Genomic DNA, 15,130 nt, shown 5'->3' with positions numbered 1-15,130 from the left:
GCAGACAGTGGCGAACACGCCGCTGATCCATCTTGCCTTGGCGCCGGCTTTCGGCCAAAACCGCGCGCATGATCACGATTTCAGACATTTCCGCCCGCATCGCCGGCCGTTTGCTCCTCGACCATGCCAGCGTCTCGCTGCCATCAGGCACGAAGGCCGGGCTCGTGGGGCGTAACGGCGCCGGCAAATCCACCCTCTTCCGCGTCATAACCGGTGATCTGGGAGCCGAGAGCGGGACAATATCGATCCCCAAGAATGCGCGCATGGGTCAGGTGAAGCAGGAAGCGCCGGGCACCGAGGATTCGCTGATCACGATCGTGCTTTCTGCCGACAAGGAGCGCGCTGCGCTGCTGGCGGAGGCGGAAACCGCAGCCGATCCGCATCGCATCGCCGAAATCCAGATGCGCCTCGTCGATATCGACGCCCATTCGGCAGAAGCGCGCGCCGCCAGCATCCTCTCCGGCCTCGGCTTCGATCAGGAAGCGCAGGCCCGGCCCGCATCCTCCTTCTCGGGCGGCTGGCGCATGCGCGTGGCGCTCGCCTCCGTGCTTTTTACCGAGCCGGACCTGCTGCTGCTCGACGAGCCGACCAACTACCTCGACCTCGAAGGTACGATGTGGCTGGAGGATTATATCCGCCGCTATCCGCACACGGTCATCATTATCAGCCACGATCGCGATCTGCTCAACAACGCGGTCAATTCGATCGTTCATCTCGATCAGAAGAAGCTCACCTTCTATCGCGGCAATTACGACCAGTTCGAGCGGCAGAAAGCGGAAGCCGACGAACTGCAGATGAAGGCCAAGGCGAAGAACGATGCGGCGCGCAAGCATCTGCAGAGCTTCATCGACCGCTTCAAGGCCAAGGCCTCCAAAGCCAAGCAGGCCCAATCGCGCGTCAAGGCGCTGGAGCGCATGGGCACGGTCGCATCGGTGATCGAGGATCACGTTCAGCCGATCACCTTCCCGGAGCCGGAAAAACAGCCGGCCTCGCCAATCGTCGCAATCAGCGGCGGCGCCGTCGGCTACGAGCCAGGCAAGCCGATCCTCAAGGGGCTCAATCTGCGCATCGACAATGACGATCGTATCGCGCTGCTCGGCTCGAACGGCAACGGCAAATCGACTTTCGCGAAATTCATTTCGGGGCGGCTGGAGCCGGAAAGCGGCGATCTGCGCCTGGCGCCCAGCCTGAAGATCGGCTTCTTCGCACAGCATCAGCTCGACGACCTCGTGCCGAATGAGACGCCCGTCGAGCATGTGCGCCGGCTGATGCCGACCGAGCCGGAAGCCAAGGTGCGTTCCCGCGTGGCACAGATGGGGCTCGCGACCGAAAAGATGGCGACCGCCGCCAAAGACCTCTCGGGTGGCGAAAAGGCACGCCTGCTGATGGGGCTTGCCGCCTTTCATGCACCGAACCTCTTGATCCTTGACGAGCCGACCAACCATCTCGACATCGACAGCCGCCGCGCGCTGATCGAGGCGCTGAACGATTATGACGGTGCCGTCATCCTGATTTCGCACGACCGGCATCTGATCGAAGCGACGGTCGATCGCCTGTGGCTGGTCAACAATGGTACGGTGACGAGCTTCGAAGGCGATATGGACGAATATCGCGACCTGATCGTTGCTTCCGGCAAAAAAAAAGACGACGAAAAGCAGAAGCAGTCTGAAGACCAGGCATCGAAGGCCGATCAGCGCAAGCTGAACGCCGACAAGCGCGCCTCACTCGCCCCTCTCAAGAAAAAGATCAACGAAATCGAATCCTTGACGGGCAAGCTGGAGAAACTGATTCAGGCACTTGATGCGGAACTTGCGGATCCAGCGCTCTATGAAAAGGCGCCCGCCAAGGCCGCCGACAAGGCCAAGCAGCGGGGCGAAGCAGCCGCCAAGCTTGCTGCTGCCGAAGAGCAATGGCTGGAGCTCTCCGCTGAATATGAAGGAGCCATGGCGAGCTGAAGCGCTGCCGGAGATTCACTGGCTGTCAGCACTCATTCCTGGCGGCCTTCCAGAGTAGGCCCAGCTGCGAAGTCTGCGTCACGGCCGTTCCTTTAAGGGAAGGACCAGGTGCGCTCGGATGAGGTTTTGAACCCCGAAAGTCCATAAATGCCTTAGATACCCGGCTGCGACACAAGAACCGTCGCGCCCGTCAAGGGCTGGACAATTCCCCAAAAATCGCGTCGTCTGTTGTTAAAGACTAGGCTTGCCCGCGAACCGCTTTCTGATAAAACGGCGCGCAATAAGTCATACTTTTAGCGAAACACCGAACGCGAGCTTTACAATGTCAGCCATCAACCTCGCCATCGTCGGCGTCGGCAAGATCGTCCGCGACCAGCACCTCCCCTCCATCGCCGCCAATGCCGACTTCAAGCTGGTGGCGACGGCGAGCCGCCATGGCACGGTCGACGGCGTCACCGCCTATACCTCGATCGACGACATGCTGGCGGCCGAACCGTCGATCGATGCCGTTTCGCTCTGCATGCCGCCGCAGTATCGCTATGAAGCGGCCTACAAGGCGCTCGCTGCCGGCAAACACGTTTTTCTGGAAAAGCCGCCGGGCGCGACACTGAGCGAAGTGGAAGACCTGGAAGACCTCGCGAACAAGCAGGGTGCAACACTGTTTGCGAGCTGGCATTCTCGCTATGCAGCCGCCGTCGAAGCCGCCAAATCGTTCCTCGCCTCGACCGAGATGAAGAGCATGCACGTCATCTGGAAGGAAGACGTGCGCCATTGGCACCCGAACCAGGAATGGATCTGGCAGGCCGGCGGCCTCGGCGTTTTCGATCCCGGCATCAATGCACTGTCGATCGTCACGCATATCCTGCCGAAGGCGATGTTCCTCAGCGGAGGCACGCTGGAATTCCCTGAGAATCGCGACTCGCCGATCGCGGCCGATCTGCATTTCCGCAATGTCGACTACGTTCCGGTCCACGCCGAATTCGACTGGCGCCAGACCGGCAAGCAGAGCTGGGACATCATCGCCGAAACGGCTGCAGGCCAGATGGTTCTTTCGGAAGGCGGCTCGAAGCTCTCAGTCGGCGGCGAGCTGAAGTTCTCGGCCCCGGAGGCCGAATATCCGTCGCTCTATCGCCGCTTTGCCGAACTCATCAAGGCCGGCAAGTCGGATGTCGATCTGGCGCCCCTGCGCCATGTCGCCGACGCCTTCATGCTCGGCAAGCGCAAATTCGTCGAGGCGTTCCACGACTGATCGTCCCTCTACGGGCAGATGCTATTGCGCCGGCAGAATGGTACAATAGCGGCAGCGAGGCGTGAGGGGCCGTTCCATGCACCAGGAGCAGGATGAATCGTTTGGTTTGGGCGTCCGGCATCTGACGGTCAGGCTTGCCGACGCCAATGCGAGGTGGCGGGAAGCCTATCTGCTGGAAGAACTCAAAATCCGCGAGGCGCTGGGTCCCCTGGCACTCGACATCCAGCATTTCGGCAGCACCGCGATCCCCGGCATCAAGGCAAAGCCGATCATCGACATCCTGATCGGCGTCCGCCATCTCGACGATGGACTTGACTGCATCAAGCCGATGGAAGCGATCGGCTATGACTATGCCGGTGCAGACATCGTGGCCGACGACCATCTCTTCGGCCGCGGCATTACGGGCGAGACGCGCACGCATCTCGCCCATGTCGTCGAATATCAGGGCTTCAACTGGCGGCGGGACATCTTCTTCCGCGACAGGCTGCGAAACGATCCCGCTCTCGCGCTTGCCTATGAAGAACTGAAGATCGGCTTGGCGCAGAAATTTGCCGAAAGCCGCGCTGCCTACACCGGTGCAAAGAAGGACTTCATCGACAAGATCCTTGCGGAAGCGGGACTCGCCTGACGACCGGCGTCAGGCCTTCTTCTCCCACCGTCCCTCTGGCGTCTGCTGCCAATAGGTCAGGTTGTGCCCCTCGCCTTTCAGCTTCTTCCATTGGGCGCGCGCGCCCTCGAGCTGCTCCTGATCGTAACCGTCGAACATGAAGACGATCCGCTCATAATCCGCAGCGGGCGGCGGTTCCGCACCGTCGACGATGAAGCGGACGGTGGCGGCATTCGGATTGTCAGCCGAGACGGTGAGGAGAACAGGCTGATCCACGGCGAAATCTCCTCCGTCGGTGCCATGCGGCAGGAAACTATCCTCCCGATAGGTCCACAGATGCTGATCCAGCGTATCACGCCGCGCAGTCTCCTTCATCTGAACGGCGACCCGCCAGCCGCGCTCGACACTCTTGTCGAGCAGCGGCGGAAGCGCGTCTTCCAGCTTCGATTCGGTGAGGTGATAGAAGAGTATTTCCGTCATCGTGTTTCGTAGTTCGAGCGGACCAGTTCATCAAGCAGGCGTACGCCGAAACCCGAACCCCAGGACTGGTTGATCTCGTCCTGTACCGATCCCATCGCCGTGCCGGCGATATCAAGATGCGCCCAGGGCGTATCCTGTACGAAGCGCTTGAGGAAATGCGCGGCGGTGATGGAGCCGGCAAGGCGGCCGCCGGTATTCTTCATGTCGGCGAACTTGCTGTCGATCATCTTGTCATATTCCTTGCCGAGCGGCATGCGCCACAGCTTCTCGTTCGTCACGAGGCCGGCTGTCGTCAGTTGCGCCGACAGGGGATCGTCGTTCGAGAAGAGACCGGCATGGCTATTGCCGAGCGCGACCATGATCGCGCCTGTCAGCGTTGCAAGATTGATCATGAACTGCGGCTTGAAACGGTCGTTGCAGTACCAGAGCGCATCGCAGAGCACGAGACGGCCTTCCGCATCGGTGTTGATGATCTCGATCGTCTGGCCGGACATGGAAGTCACGATATCGCCCGGACGCTGGGCGTTGCCATCGGGCATGTTTTCCACAAGACCGATAATGCCGACGGCATTGACCGGCGCCTTGCGGGCGGCGAGCGTGTACATGAGGCCGGTGACAGCGGCCGCACCACCCATATCGCCCTTCATATCTTCCATGTTGGCCGCCGGCTTGATCGAGATGCCACCGGTATCGAAGACGACGCCCTTGCCGATGAAGGCGATCGGCCGATCCTTGCCCTTACTGCCCTTCCACTGCATGACCGCGAGGCGCGGCGGACGGACGGAACCCTGGGCAACGCCCAGCAGCGCCCCCATGCCGAGACGACGCATTTCGCGCTCGGTGAGAATTTCCACCTCAACGCCCAGCTTCTCAAGCTCCTTGGCCTTGGCGGCAAACTCCACCGGACCGAGCACATTCGGCGGTTCGTTGACCAGGTCGCGGGCGAGGTTCACGCCATCCGCGACCGATTCGGCATCGGCGAAGGCTTTCTTGGCGGCAGCCGCATCGGCCGTGACGATCGTCACCTTGACCGACTTCGCCTGCTTCTCTTCGTCGTCATTCTTCTTCGTCTTGTAGATATCGAAACTGTAGGCGCGCAGCAGCATGCCGAGAGCGAAATCGGCCGCGGCCTTGGCGCTGACGTCCGCACCCGGCGCATCGATGAAGATCGTCACCTTCTCGGTATTCTTGATCCGAGATGCAGCACTGCCACCGGCTTTCAGCCAGTCGTGGACGGTGAGGTCTGCAGGCTTGCCGAGGCCCAGTACGACGATACGGTCGACCGGCGCGCCTTCCGGCGCCACAAGATCGAGGGCAGCCAGCGACTTTGCCGAGAAGCGTGCAATCTTCGACGCCTTGGCGATCACTCCCGCCGGATCGGCAATGTCGGCCCCAGCCGCCGTGTCTGCCTCTGATGTCTTCAGAAGAATCGCGAGGCCGCCGCCGAGTTTTGCCGATTTTGAGAATGAAATTTCGAATTTTGCAGACATGTCTTCTCCGATGGGATTCATGAAATCCGTGCCAGGGGATAATTTCGCGTTTGACGGGTCTGTCAATGGCCGGCGACAGTTGTTATGTTCCGCGCGGCCGCCAGGCCAAAAGGTTTTCGTCATTTTCGTAGATGTTTGCGTTGACAGTTTTTTCGAAAAATCGATGGCGGGGTCCGGCAATCCGCCTGCCGAAAACGGCATTCGGGGTCTTTATCCTGCTTTTCTGGGTCTGGTGGCTGCTATTGGCCCTGTTCCGCGCCTTTCCCGGGATCGATATTTATTTTTCCCAGCTTTTTTTCGTGCAGGTGGCGTGTAGCGCGTCAGCCCCGGCCACCGAGATCTGCGGCTCCTTCCCCTATCGGAGCGAAGCGATCCTCGGCCTGCTGCGCACGCTGTTCTTCTATGTTCCCTATGTCGTGACCGCGGTGATGCTGTGGAAACTGGCGGAGTGTTATCAACAGCATGGCGCGACGTTCAATGCGCCGCGCGCCCGCGATCTGAAGGTGGCGCTTGGTACGCTGCTGATCGGTCCCGTTCTTCTCGTCAATGTGATCCTTAAAGAACATTGGGGTCGGCCGCGGCCGGTGCAGACGGATTTTTTCGGTGGCACGCTGCATTTCGCCGAAGCCGGTTCATTGGCCGGCAAATGCGTTTCGAACTGCTCGTTCATATCCGGAGAGGCCGCGAGCGCGGGCTGGCTGTTCTGCCTGCTCATCTTCGTTCCGAAGTCGGTGCGTTATGCGCTTGTGGCCCCTGTTGCTGCCGTTTCCATCCTGACCCCCGCGATGCGGCTCTCCTTCGGCGCACATTATCTATCCGACGTCGTGCTGGGATGGCTGTCTTCGGTCGTCATATTCGCGGCGCTGATGGCAATTGCTGAGTCGCCACGGCAACAAAAAAATTCTGAAATTTGAATGAATTTTTGACACTGACTTGTCGCAAAACCGAGACAAACAGCGTAGAGGGAATCTCCTGCTGATCATATCGACCTGCAGGCGCGTTCAAGGGCGAGCATGAAACTACTCGAGACATATATATTACGGCGTGTCGGCCAGATGTTTCTCGTGGCTCTTCTCCCGGTGCTCGCGATCATCTGGACCACCCAGGTCCTGCAGCGCATAAACCTGGTAACCGACAGCGGCCAGTCGATCGGCTCCTTCGCCACGCTTGCGACGCTGATCCTGCCGTCCATCATTCCCGTCGTGCTGCCCTTCGCGCTCGTCATCGGCATTACCCAGACGCTGACGACGATGAACAACGATTCCGAACTGACCGTGATCGATGCCGCCGGCGCCCGGCGCAGCATCCTGGCGCGGCCGATCCTGCTGCTCGCGCTCCTCATCAGCGTTTTCTCGTTCTTCGTCGACAATGTCGTCGAGCCGCGTGCGAAGACGGTCGTGCGGCAGATGATCGCCGCCACCTATGCCGATCTTCTGTCGTCCGTGATTGAGGAGAAGACCTTCCGCAAGATCGACGAAGGCCTTTACGTGCAGATCTCGCAGCGGCTTGCCGGCCGTACGCTCAAGGGCCTCTTCGTCGCAGACGAGCGCGACCCGAATTATGAGCTCATCTACTATGCACGCGAAGGCGCCGTGGATGATGTCGGCACGTCGCTGATCATGCATGATGGCGAAGTCCATCGCAAGACGGCCGATGGAAACGTCTCCGTCATCAAGTTCGATTCCTATTCCTTCGATCTTTCGGACATGACGGAAAATAACGGACAGGCGACGCTTCGCGCGAGCGACCGCGACCTCGGCTTCCTGCTCAATCCCGATCCGAAGGACCCCGATTACATCGCCAAGCCCGGCAGCTATGCCGCCGAACTGCATCGGCGCCTGACCGACTGGATGCTTCCCTTCGTTTTCGCGCTTTTCTCGCTTGTCATAGCCGGGGATGCACGATCACATCGCGAAGCGCGGATGCATCCGATGATCGGCGCACTGGGACTCGCATTTGCATTGCGCTGGGCTGCATTTTACGTTGCCAACCAGATCGACAAGAGCGCGATCTATATCCCGATCCTCTATGCGATCCCGATCGTGACGAGCCTGGTTTCGATTATTTTCCTGAACATGCACAAGCGGCTCGCGATGCCGCTTGCCGTCAGAAATCGTACCTCGACACTCTGGAAGCGCGCGCAGAAGCAGATGCTTACCGCGACAAGCCGGACCGGCGGAGGCGCTTCGCAATGATATTCGGGACATTGTCGCGGTATTTCTTCCGCCGGTACGTGGTAACCACGATGTGGTTCCTGATCGGCATGAGCGCCATCACCTTTCTGCTCGACTTCAGCGAGACGGCGAGCCGCATCTCCAATTTCCCCGGCTACACGCTGGGCGGCGCTGTGCTGCTCACCGCCGTCCGCCTGCCATTGATCCTGCAACAGACCATTCCCTTCGTGGCGCTGTTCGTCGGCATCACCGTGCTGATCGGCCTAAACCGGAAATATGAACTCGTCGTCACACGTGCGGCCGGTATTTCGGTCTGGCAGTTCATGCTGCCTTTTATCGCCGGATCCCTGATTCTCGGCGTGCTGACGGTGGTGGCGCTCAATCCGCTCGCCGCCTGGGGCCAGAGGCAGGCGACACAATTCGAAACGGCATGGCGCGGTCAGGACAATGCCATGATCAGGGCGCTCCAAGTTCCCTGGCTGCGCCAGATCAGCGGCCGGGACGATGTCATCATCGGCGCCAAGACCGTGCTGGAGAACGGCACGCTGCTTATGGACGCCGTGCTTGTCCACTTCGATTCCACCGGTCAGGTCATTCTGAGGCAGGACGCCGCATCCGCCAAATTGGAAGATGGTTACTGGCAGCTTAACAACGTTGTCGAACGCAAGCCTGGGGAAATCCCGGTGCGTAAGGCTTCGGAACAGCTTCGTACCAATCTGAAGCAAGACTTCATCAAGGAGCGGCTGACTGCGCCGGAAACAATTGGTTTTTTTGACCTTTCCAACCGTATCGCTGCTGCAAAATCCTTCGGAATCTCTACGAAGGCGCTCGAGACTCAATTCAACTCGTTGCTGTCGCAGCCACTGCTCTTGGTGGCCATGACTCTCATTGCTGCAACAGTGTCCCTGAAATTTAGCCGGTTCAACCAGTCACGCTCTGTGATTCTGGGTGGAATCCTTTCAGGCTTCATGCTTTATGTCGTCACCGTGCTTGTAAAGGCATTTGGAAGCAGCGGTGTCGTGCCGCCGTTTGTGGCGACTTGGATACCAGTGATCGTAGCGCTCGCTTTAGGCGCAACGATCCTGCTTCATCAGGAGGATGGCTAGTGGCGGTAGGCGACCGCAAGAATTTTGGTAAACAGTTGGTTGCCCTGCTCTTAGGTGCGACTCTGTGTTCCTATTTCGAAAATGCTCCACTGGCCTACGGCCAGGAGAACAATACCGGCATGCCTGCGATCGGCCAGAATATCTCGCCGGACGCGAAGCTGATGCTGTCTGCGAACGAGCTGGTCTATAATAAGGACCAGGAACTCGTCTCTGTAATCGGCGGCGTGCAGATCAATTACGGCGGCTACAAGCTGGTCGCCCAGAAGGTCGACTATAACCAGAAGACCGGCCGCATGATGGCCACCGGCAACATCGAGATGGTGACGCCGGACGGCAACCGAATCTATGCCGACCACCTCGATGTGACCGACAATTTCGCAGACGGCTTCATGAATGCGCTGCGAATCGAGACAAGCGACAATACCCGCCTCGTTGCCGAAACCGGCCAGCGCGTCGGCGGCACGCAGATGATTCTCAACAAAGGCGTCTATACGGCGTGCTTGCCCTGCGCCGAAAAGCCCGAGCGTGCCCCTTTCTGGCAGGTCAAGGCCGAACGCGTTATCCAGAACAGTGAGAAGCACACGATCCGGCTTGAGCACGCGCGCTTCCAGCTGCTTGGTCGTTCGCTCGCCTATCTGCCGTGGATCGAAGTCCCCGATAATACGGTGAAGCGCAAATCGGGTTTCCTGTTCCCGTCGATGAGCGTTTCGCAGAATCTCGGCTACGGTCTTTCTGTTCCCTATTACTACGTCATCTCGCCGAGTTCGGATTTCACCGTCACGGGCACCGGGTACACCTCCCAGGGCTTGATGCTCGAGGGCGAATATCGCCGCCGCTTTGAAAATGGCACGGTGACGATGCACGTTGCCGGCATCGATCAGATGAACCCAAGCAATTTCAGCGAAGGTACAAGCGATGCCGAAGCCAAACAGCGCGGCATGGTCGCATCGGCGGGACGTTTCAGGATCAATCCCCGCTGGAGCTTCGGCTGGGATGTTATGGTGCAGAGCGACAACAATTTCTCGCGCACCTACAAGATTGACGGCTATGATGACACTCCGCATGCCAACACCGTCTTTCTGACGGGTCTCGGCAAGCGGAATTACTTCGACCTGCGCGCCTTCTATTTCGACGTCCAGGACGCCGATCGCAACAACACCGCGGAAAAGCAGCAGGCGATCGTCTATCCGACGCTCGATTATCACTATGTGGCACCACAGCCGCTTGCAGGCGGTGAGCTTTCCGCCGATGTCAATCTGACCAATATTTCGCGCACTCACGACGACTTTTACAATGTCGCAGGTTTCGACCGCTTCCGCGGCCTCGAGGGTCAGACGACCCGCCTGAGCACGGAACTGCAGTGGAAGCGCACCTTCGTGACCTCGACAGGCCTGGTGATCACACCGCTGCTTGCAGCGCGTGGCGATGCTTTTGCGCTCAACATGGAAAGCCCCGTCGACGCCAACGGCATTCCGTATGCTGGCAATTATCTCAACGATAGTGCAGCGACGCGCGGAATGATCACCGCCGGGCTGGAAATGCGCTATCCGATCCTGTTCACGACCAGCAACAGCACGCATGTTCTTGAGCCGATCGCCCAGATCTATGCGCGACCCGATGAGCCGCTCGCGGGCCGGCTGCCGAACGAAGACGCGCAGAGCTTCGTCTTCGACGCAACGAACCTTTTTGATCGCGACAGGTTCTCCGGCTATGACCGGATCGAGGGCGGAACCCGAGCAAATCTGGGTTTCCAGTACACCGGTACCTTCGACAGCGGCTACAAGCTGCGTGGCATCTTCGGCCAATCCTACCAGCTCGCCGGTCAGAACTCGTTTGCGACCGATGACCTCGTGAATGTCGGCGCCGATTCTGGCCTTGAGACCGATCGTTCCGACTATGTGGGACTTGGCGGCATTGAAATGCCTTTCGGCCTGTCGATGGCAGCATCCTACCGTTTGGACGAAAAGGATTTCTCCTTCAATCGCGGCGATCTGATCACGGCCTATCAGAACGATACCTTCTCAGGCCAGGTCACCTATACGCACGTGAGCGCCCAGCCAGCATACGGCTTTGCTGACGACCAAGACGAGATTCAGGCGAGCAGCAGGATCAAGTTCAAGGATTACTGGTCGATCTTCGGCGGCATCGCCTGGGATCTGAATAACGACGTCGTTACGAGACGTACGCTCGGCATCTCCTATGAGGACGAGTGCACGATCTTCACCATCGCCTATACGGATGCCCGCGATACCGCGGATCAGACAGCAAGCGACTGGACGATCGCCGCACGCCTGACGTTCCGCACGCTCGGCGATATCCGCCTGGGCACGGGTGACGCTGCGAATAACCTCTGACGACACGTGGACGGCCGGAAATATCCGGCCGGGCCATTCTTTCGCCGTAAGCCTGTGCAGGACATTGCGACCAATCGTTATGTGAGGCATAGGGTGTCGCGGAGCAAGAGAAGCGATTTCCGGTCGTCTCAGTGTATGGTAAGAACGCCGCGCGCTGGATCGTGCGGCGCTATCGGGAGGTCAACAGATGATTGACGCGAAGAAAACCGTAACCACGCTTATTGCAGGCGCAGCCTTCATGCTTGCTGCCTTCAGCGGCCCTGTCTTCGCCGCCAGCGAAGTCAAGGCGGTGGTAAACGGTACCGCCATTACCAGCGGCGATGTCGCAAAGCGACAGGCCTTCATGCGCCTGCAGCGCTTGAAACCCGATGCCAAGGCTGCGGAAGAGCAACTTGTCGACGAGGCGCTGAAGCGTCAGGAAATCTCTCGCGTGCGCATGTCCGTCTCGCAGGACGACGTCAACGCCTCCTTCGCTCGTTTCGCTGCCAGCAACAAGCTTTCCGTCGAGCAGATGGGGCAGATCCTCGACCGTGCCGGCGTCGGGGTCGATCACTTCAAGAATTTCATTGCCGTACAGATGAGCTGGCCGCGTATCGTCAATGCCCGCTACGGCTCCAGCGCACGTATTTCGAATTACGATCTCGTCAACCGCCTGATGCAGAACAACAAGCAGAAGCCGGTGACGACCGAATACATGCTGCAGCAGGTCATCTTCGTGGTCCCGCCAGCCAAGCGAAATGCGATTACGGCCAAGCGCAAGGGCGAGGCTGAGGCATCGCGTTCCAAATATCCGGGCTGCGATCAGGCCAAGACATTCGCTGCGACCATGCGGGACGTTTCGGTCCGCGATCTCGGCCGCATGCTGGCTCCGGAAATTCCCGCGGAGTGGAAGGACCTCGTCGCACAGACCAAGGGCAACACGACGGCAACGCGCGTGACCGAAAAGGGCGTGGAATATCTGGCAATCTGCAGCCAGCGCCAGGTTTCGGACGACCAGGCCGCAGAAATGGTGTTCCGTCAGGAAGACCTCGACAAGGCCAAGTCGGACAAGTCCGCAGCGCCGGAAAACGAAAACAGCACCAAATATCTGGATGAACTGCGCAAGCACGCGCAGATCATCTATCGCTGATTTTCCATGGCGACACCATTTTCGCGACCGCTTGCGTTGACGCAGGGCGACCCCGCGGGCGTAGGGCCTGATGTCACCCTCATGGCCTGGCTTCGCAGACGCGAGCTCGGGTTGCCGCCGTTCTTTCTGATCGGTGATTCCGACGTGCTTGCCGTGCGGGCACGACAACTCGGCCTTGATATTCCCCTGCGCAGCATCGGCGACGCCGCCGAGAGTCTTGCTCTGTTTGCGGAAGCGCTACCGGTCCTGCCTATGCCGGCGGGCGTCGATGTTGCGGCAGGAGAGCCGCATGTCGCGACGGCGAAAGGGACGATCGCCTCGATCGAGACGGCGGTGGCACTCGTCATGCAGGGCGAGGCGCTTGCGGTCGTCACCAATCCGATCGCCAAGTCGGTGCTCTACAAAGCAGGATTCAAATTTCCGGGCCATACGGAATTCCTTGCCGACCTTGCCATGCGTGCAACCGGTCAGTCGATCACGCCTGTCATGATGCTTGCGGGGCCGAAACTGCGCGCCATTCCTGTTACCATCCACATTCCGCTCAAGGATGTGCCGCAGGCGTTGACCCTCGGCCTGATCGTCGAAACCTGCCGGATCGCAGATAAGGATCTGAAGCAGCGGTTCGGGATCACCTCTCCGCGCCTCGCCATTGCTGGGCTCAATCCGCATGCGGGCGAAGGCGGCGCCATCGGCAAGGAGGATGAGACCATCATTCATCCGGCAGTGCAGATCCTGCGCGATGAGGGCATCGATGCTATCGGCCCCCTCCCCGCTGATACGATGTTCCATGACGAAGCGCGCGCACGTTATGACGTTGCCGTCTGCATGTACCACGATCAGGCGCTGATTCCCGCCAAGGCGCTCGGCTTCGACGATTCCGTCAATGTGACGCTCGGCCTTCCTTTCGTACGCACCTCCCCCGACCACGGCACCGCCTTCGGGATTGCCGGCAAGGGGCTGGCGCGCGAGGCGAGCCTTGTTGCCGCGCTCAAGCTCGGCGCGCAGCTCGGCCGTACCGCGGAAAGCCATCGTTAATGGCTGCACTCGACGGTCTGCCGCCGCTTCGCGAGGTTATCCAGCGCCACGGCCTCGACGCGCGCAAGGCGCTCGGGCAGAACTTCCTGCTCGATCTCAACCTGACGCAGAAGGTCGCCCGAACGGCCGGCGCGCTTGAAGATGCGACCATTTTCGAAGTCGGGCCTGGGCCTGGCGGGTTGACGCGGGCGATCCTCGCGCTTGGCGCGAAGAAGGTCATCGCGGTCGAGCGCGATGCGCGCTGCCTGCCGGCGCTGGCCGAGATCGCCGACCATTATCCCGGGCGGCTGGAGGTCATAGAAGGCGATGCGCTGAAGACGGATTTCGAGGCACTGGCGCCGGAAGGTCCCGTCAAGATCATCGCCAACCTGCCCTATAATGTCGGCACCCAGCTTCTGGTGAACTGGCTGCTGCCGAAGGCATGGCCGCCCTTCTGGCAATCGCTGACACTGATGTTCCAGAAAGAAGTCGGCGAGCGGATCGTCGCCTCCGAGGACGACGATCACTATGGCCGCCTCGGCGTGCTCGCGGGATGGCGCACACATTCCCGCATGGCATTCGATATTCCGCCGCAGGCTTTCACGCCGCCGCCGAAGGTCACCTCGACAGTGGTGCACCTGACACCCAACGAGAACCCGATCCCCTGCTCCGTTACCAATCTGGAAAAGGTAACGCAGGCAGCCTTCGGCCAGCGCCGCAAGATGCTGCGCCAGAGCCTGAAGCCCATCGGCGGCGAAAGCCTGCTTGTCAAAGCCGGTATCGATCCGGCTAGGCGGGCGGAGACACTATCAGTGGAAGAATTCTGCCGGCTGGCGAACAGCCTTTAGAGCTTGTTTTCACGCAATTCCCGACGCAAAACCGCTGCGCAGTTTTACTGGAATGGCCTTAGAGAACCGGCGTTTCCTCTAGCAACTCGCGGACGAAGTCGAACATGCCATGACGGCGGTCGCGGCGCAGGCGCTCGGCCTTGACGATTGACTGCACGGCATCGAATGCAGCGTTCAGGTCATCATTGATGATGACGTAATCGTATTCACGCCAGTGGGCGATCTCGGCACGGGAATTTGCCAGGCGCGTCTGGATGACCTCCTCGGAATCCTCGGCGCGGCGATGCAGGCGCGACTGCAGCTCAGTCATGGTCGGCGGCAGCACGAAGATCGAGACCACGTCGGCCTGCATCTTCTGCTGCAGCTGCTGAGCGCCCTGCCAGTCGATATCGAACAGCATGTCGCGGCCTTCGGACATGGCCTGTTCCACCGGCTCGCGAGGCGTGCCGTAGAAATTGCCGTGAACCTCGGCCCATTCGAGCAGAGAATCGGAATCGCGCAGCCGCTCGAATTCCCGCACGGTCTTGAAATGATAGTGGATGCCTTCCACTTCGCTGGGCCGGCGCTGACGTGTCGTGACGCTGACGGAAAGGCCGATCTGCTTGTCCGTTTCCAAAAGCGTCCGCGCGATGGTGGATTTACCGGCACCCGAGGGCGACGAGATAACCAGCATCAGACCGCGACGGGCGATCTGGATGGACGAGATTTTCGCCGGGCTCATGTC

Annotated in this window: 13 protein-coding genes; 10 read left to right on the top strand and 3 right to left on the bottom strand. The window is 59.9% G+C overall.

Annotated features, from left to right (window positions below):
• The first annotated feature begins 68 nt into the window (after nt 1-68).
• From FHX06_RS26525 to FHX06_RS26515, 3 genes are all read left to right on the top strand, one after another.
• Nucleotides 69-1,955, top strand: coding sequence for an ABC-F family ATP-binding cassette domain-containing protein (locus FHX06_RS26525; protein WP_113212529.1), 1,887 nt, complete (start codon nt 69-71; stop codon nt 1,953-1,955).
• Nucleotides 1,956-2,277: 322 nt separating this feature from the next.
• The gene (locus tag FHX06_RS26520; protein WP_112544705.1) at nt 2,278-3,204 is read left to right on the top strand and encodes a Gfo/Idh/MocA family protein; all 927 of its coding nucleotides are present in this window, start codon (nt 2,278-2,280) and stop codon (nt 3,202-3,204) included.
• Nucleotides 3,205-3,280: 76 nt separating this feature from the next.
• Nucleotides 3,281-3,832 carry a GrpB family protein gene (locus tag FHX06_RS26515; protein WP_183881398.1) on the top strand — a complete coding sequence of 184 codons (552 nt, stop codon included), beginning with the start codon at nt 3,281-3,283 and terminating at the stop codon, nt 3,830-3,832.
• Nucleotides 3,833-3,841: 9 nt separating this feature from the next.
• Here the strand turns inward: FHX06_RS26515 and FHX06_RS26510 are convergent, their stop codons facing one another.
• Complete coding sequence (locus tag FHX06_RS26510; protein ID WP_113212453.1) at nt 3,842-4,291, bottom strand: DNA polymerase III subunit chi; 450 nt, start codon at nt 4,289-4,291, stop codon at nt 3,842-3,844.
• Complete coding sequence (locus FHX06_RS26505) at nt 4,288-5,781, bottom strand: leucyl aminopeptidase (RefSeq protein ID WP_113212452.1); 1,494 nt, start codon at nt 5,779-5,781, stop codon at nt 4,288-4,290. Before FHX06_RS26505 ends, FHX06_RS26510 begins: the two co-directional genes overlap by 4 nt.
• Nucleotides 5,782-5,921: 140 nt before the next feature.
• On the opposite strand from FHX06_RS26505, the gene FHX06_RS26500 reads away from it, so the two are divergent.
• The 7 genes from FHX06_RS26500 (at nt 5,922) to rsmA (ending at nt 14,406) form a co-directional block, all read left to right on the top strand.
• Entirely contained in the window at nt 5,922-6,695 is a 774-nt protein-coding gene (locus tag FHX06_RS26500; RefSeq protein WP_183851041.1) for a phosphatase PAP2 family protein, read from the top strand.
• A 99-nt stretch (nt 6,696-6,794) separates the two neighbouring features.
• A complete protein-coding gene (locus FHX06_RS26495) occupies nt 6,795-7,976 on the top strand; it encodes an LptF/LptG family permease (protein WP_029616522.1) in 1,182 nt (393 codons plus the stop codon).
• Nucleotides 7,973-9,061: an LPS export ABC transporter permease LptG gene (gene lptG, locus FHX06_RS26490; RefSeq protein ID WP_029616523.1), complete on the top strand. Its 1,089-nt coding sequence runs from the start codon at nt 7,973-7,975 to the stop codon at nt 9,059-9,061. Before FHX06_RS26495 ends, lptG begins: the two co-directional genes overlap by 4 nt.
• Nucleotides 9,061-11,415 carry an LPS-assembly protein LptD gene (locus FHX06_RS26485; protein WP_113212451.1) on the top strand — a complete coding sequence of 785 codons (2,355 nt, stop codon included), beginning with the start codon at nt 9,061-9,063 and terminating at the stop codon, nt 11,413-11,415. Before lptG ends, FHX06_RS26485 begins: the two co-directional genes overlap by 1 nt.
• Nucleotides 11,416-11,602: 187 nt before the next feature.
• Entirely contained in the window at nt 11,603-12,544 is a 942-nt protein-coding gene (locus FHX06_RS26480) for a peptidylprolyl isomerase (RefSeq protein WP_018115537.1), read from the top strand.
• A gap of 6 nt (nt 12,545-12,550) precedes the next feature.
• A complete protein-coding gene (gene pdxA / locus FHX06_RS26475; RefSeq protein ID WP_183881396.1) occupies nt 12,551-13,579 on the top strand; it encodes a 4-hydroxythreonine-4-phosphate dehydrogenase PdxA in 1,029 nt (342 codons plus the stop codon).
• Entirely contained in the window at nt 13,579-14,406 is an 828-nt protein-coding gene (gene rsmA, locus FHX06_RS26470) for a 16S rRNA (adenine(1518)-N(6)/adenine(1519)-N(6))-dimethyltransferase RsmA (protein WP_183881394.1), read from the top strand. The genes pdxA and rsmA overlap by 1 nt, the downstream gene beginning before the upstream one ends.
• Before the next feature lie 58 nt (nt 14,407-14,464).
• Here rsmA and gmk read toward each other — a convergent pair whose 3' ends face one another.
• Nucleotides 14,465-15,127 carry a guanylate kinase gene (gene gmk, locus FHX06_RS26465; RefSeq protein ID WP_112544714.1) on the bottom strand — a complete coding sequence of 221 codons (663 nt, stop codon included), beginning with the start codon at nt 15,125-15,127 and terminating at the stop codon, nt 14,465-14,467.
• Between the last annotated feature and the right edge of the window lie 3 nt (nt 15,128-15,130).

Source organism: Rhizobium sp. BK512, assembly GCF_014194915.1.
GTDB lineage: Bacteria > Pseudomonadota > Alphaproteobacteria > Rhizobiales > Rhizobiaceae > Rhizobium.
This window is presented reverse-complemented; position numbering and strand designations above follow the sequence as displayed.

Bases quoted from the DNA above. Each gene is read 5' to 3' on its own strand.
- FHX06_RS26525 (WP_113212529.1), top strand. From the start codon at position 69: ATGATCACGATTTCAGACATTTCCGCCCGCATCGCCGGCCGTTTGCTC.
- FHX06_RS26520 (WP_112544705.1), top strand. From the start codon at position 2,278: ATGTCAGCCATCAACCTCGCCATCGTCGGCGTCGGCAAGATCGTCCGC.
- FHX06_RS26515 (WP_183881398.1), top strand. From the start codon at position 3,281: ATGCACCAGGAGCAGGATGAATCGTTTGGTTTGGGCGTCCGGCATCTG.
- FHX06_RS26510 (WP_113212453.1), bottom strand. From the start codon at position 4,291: ATGACGGAAATACTCTTCTATCACCTCACCGAATCGAAGCTGGAAGAC.
- FHX06_RS26505 (WP_113212452.1), bottom strand. From the start codon at position 5,781: ATGTCTGCAAAATTCGAAATTTCATTCTCAAAATCGGCAAAACTCGGC.
- FHX06_RS26495 (WP_029616522.1), top strand. From the start codon at position 6,795: ATGAAACTACTCGAGACATATATATTACGGCGTGTCGGCCAGATGTTT.
- lptG (WP_029616523.1), top strand. From the start codon at position 7,973: ATGATATTCGGGACATTGTCGCGGTATTTCTTCCGCCGGTACGTGGTA.
- FHX06_RS26480 (WP_018115537.1), top strand. From the start codon at position 11,603: ATGATTGACGCGAAGAAAACCGTAACCACGCTTATTGCAGGCGCAGCC.
- pdxA (WP_183881396.1), top strand. From the start codon at position 12,551: ATGGCGACACCATTTTCGCGACCGCTTGCGTTGACGCAGGGCGACCCC.
- rsmA (WP_183881394.1), top strand. From the start codon at position 13,579: ATGGCTGCACTCGACGGTCTGCCGCCGCTTCGCGAGGTTATCCAGCGC.
- gmk (WP_112544714.1), bottom strand. From the start codon at position 15,127: ATGAGCCCGGCGAAAATCTCGTCCATCCAGATCGCCCGTCGCGGTCTG.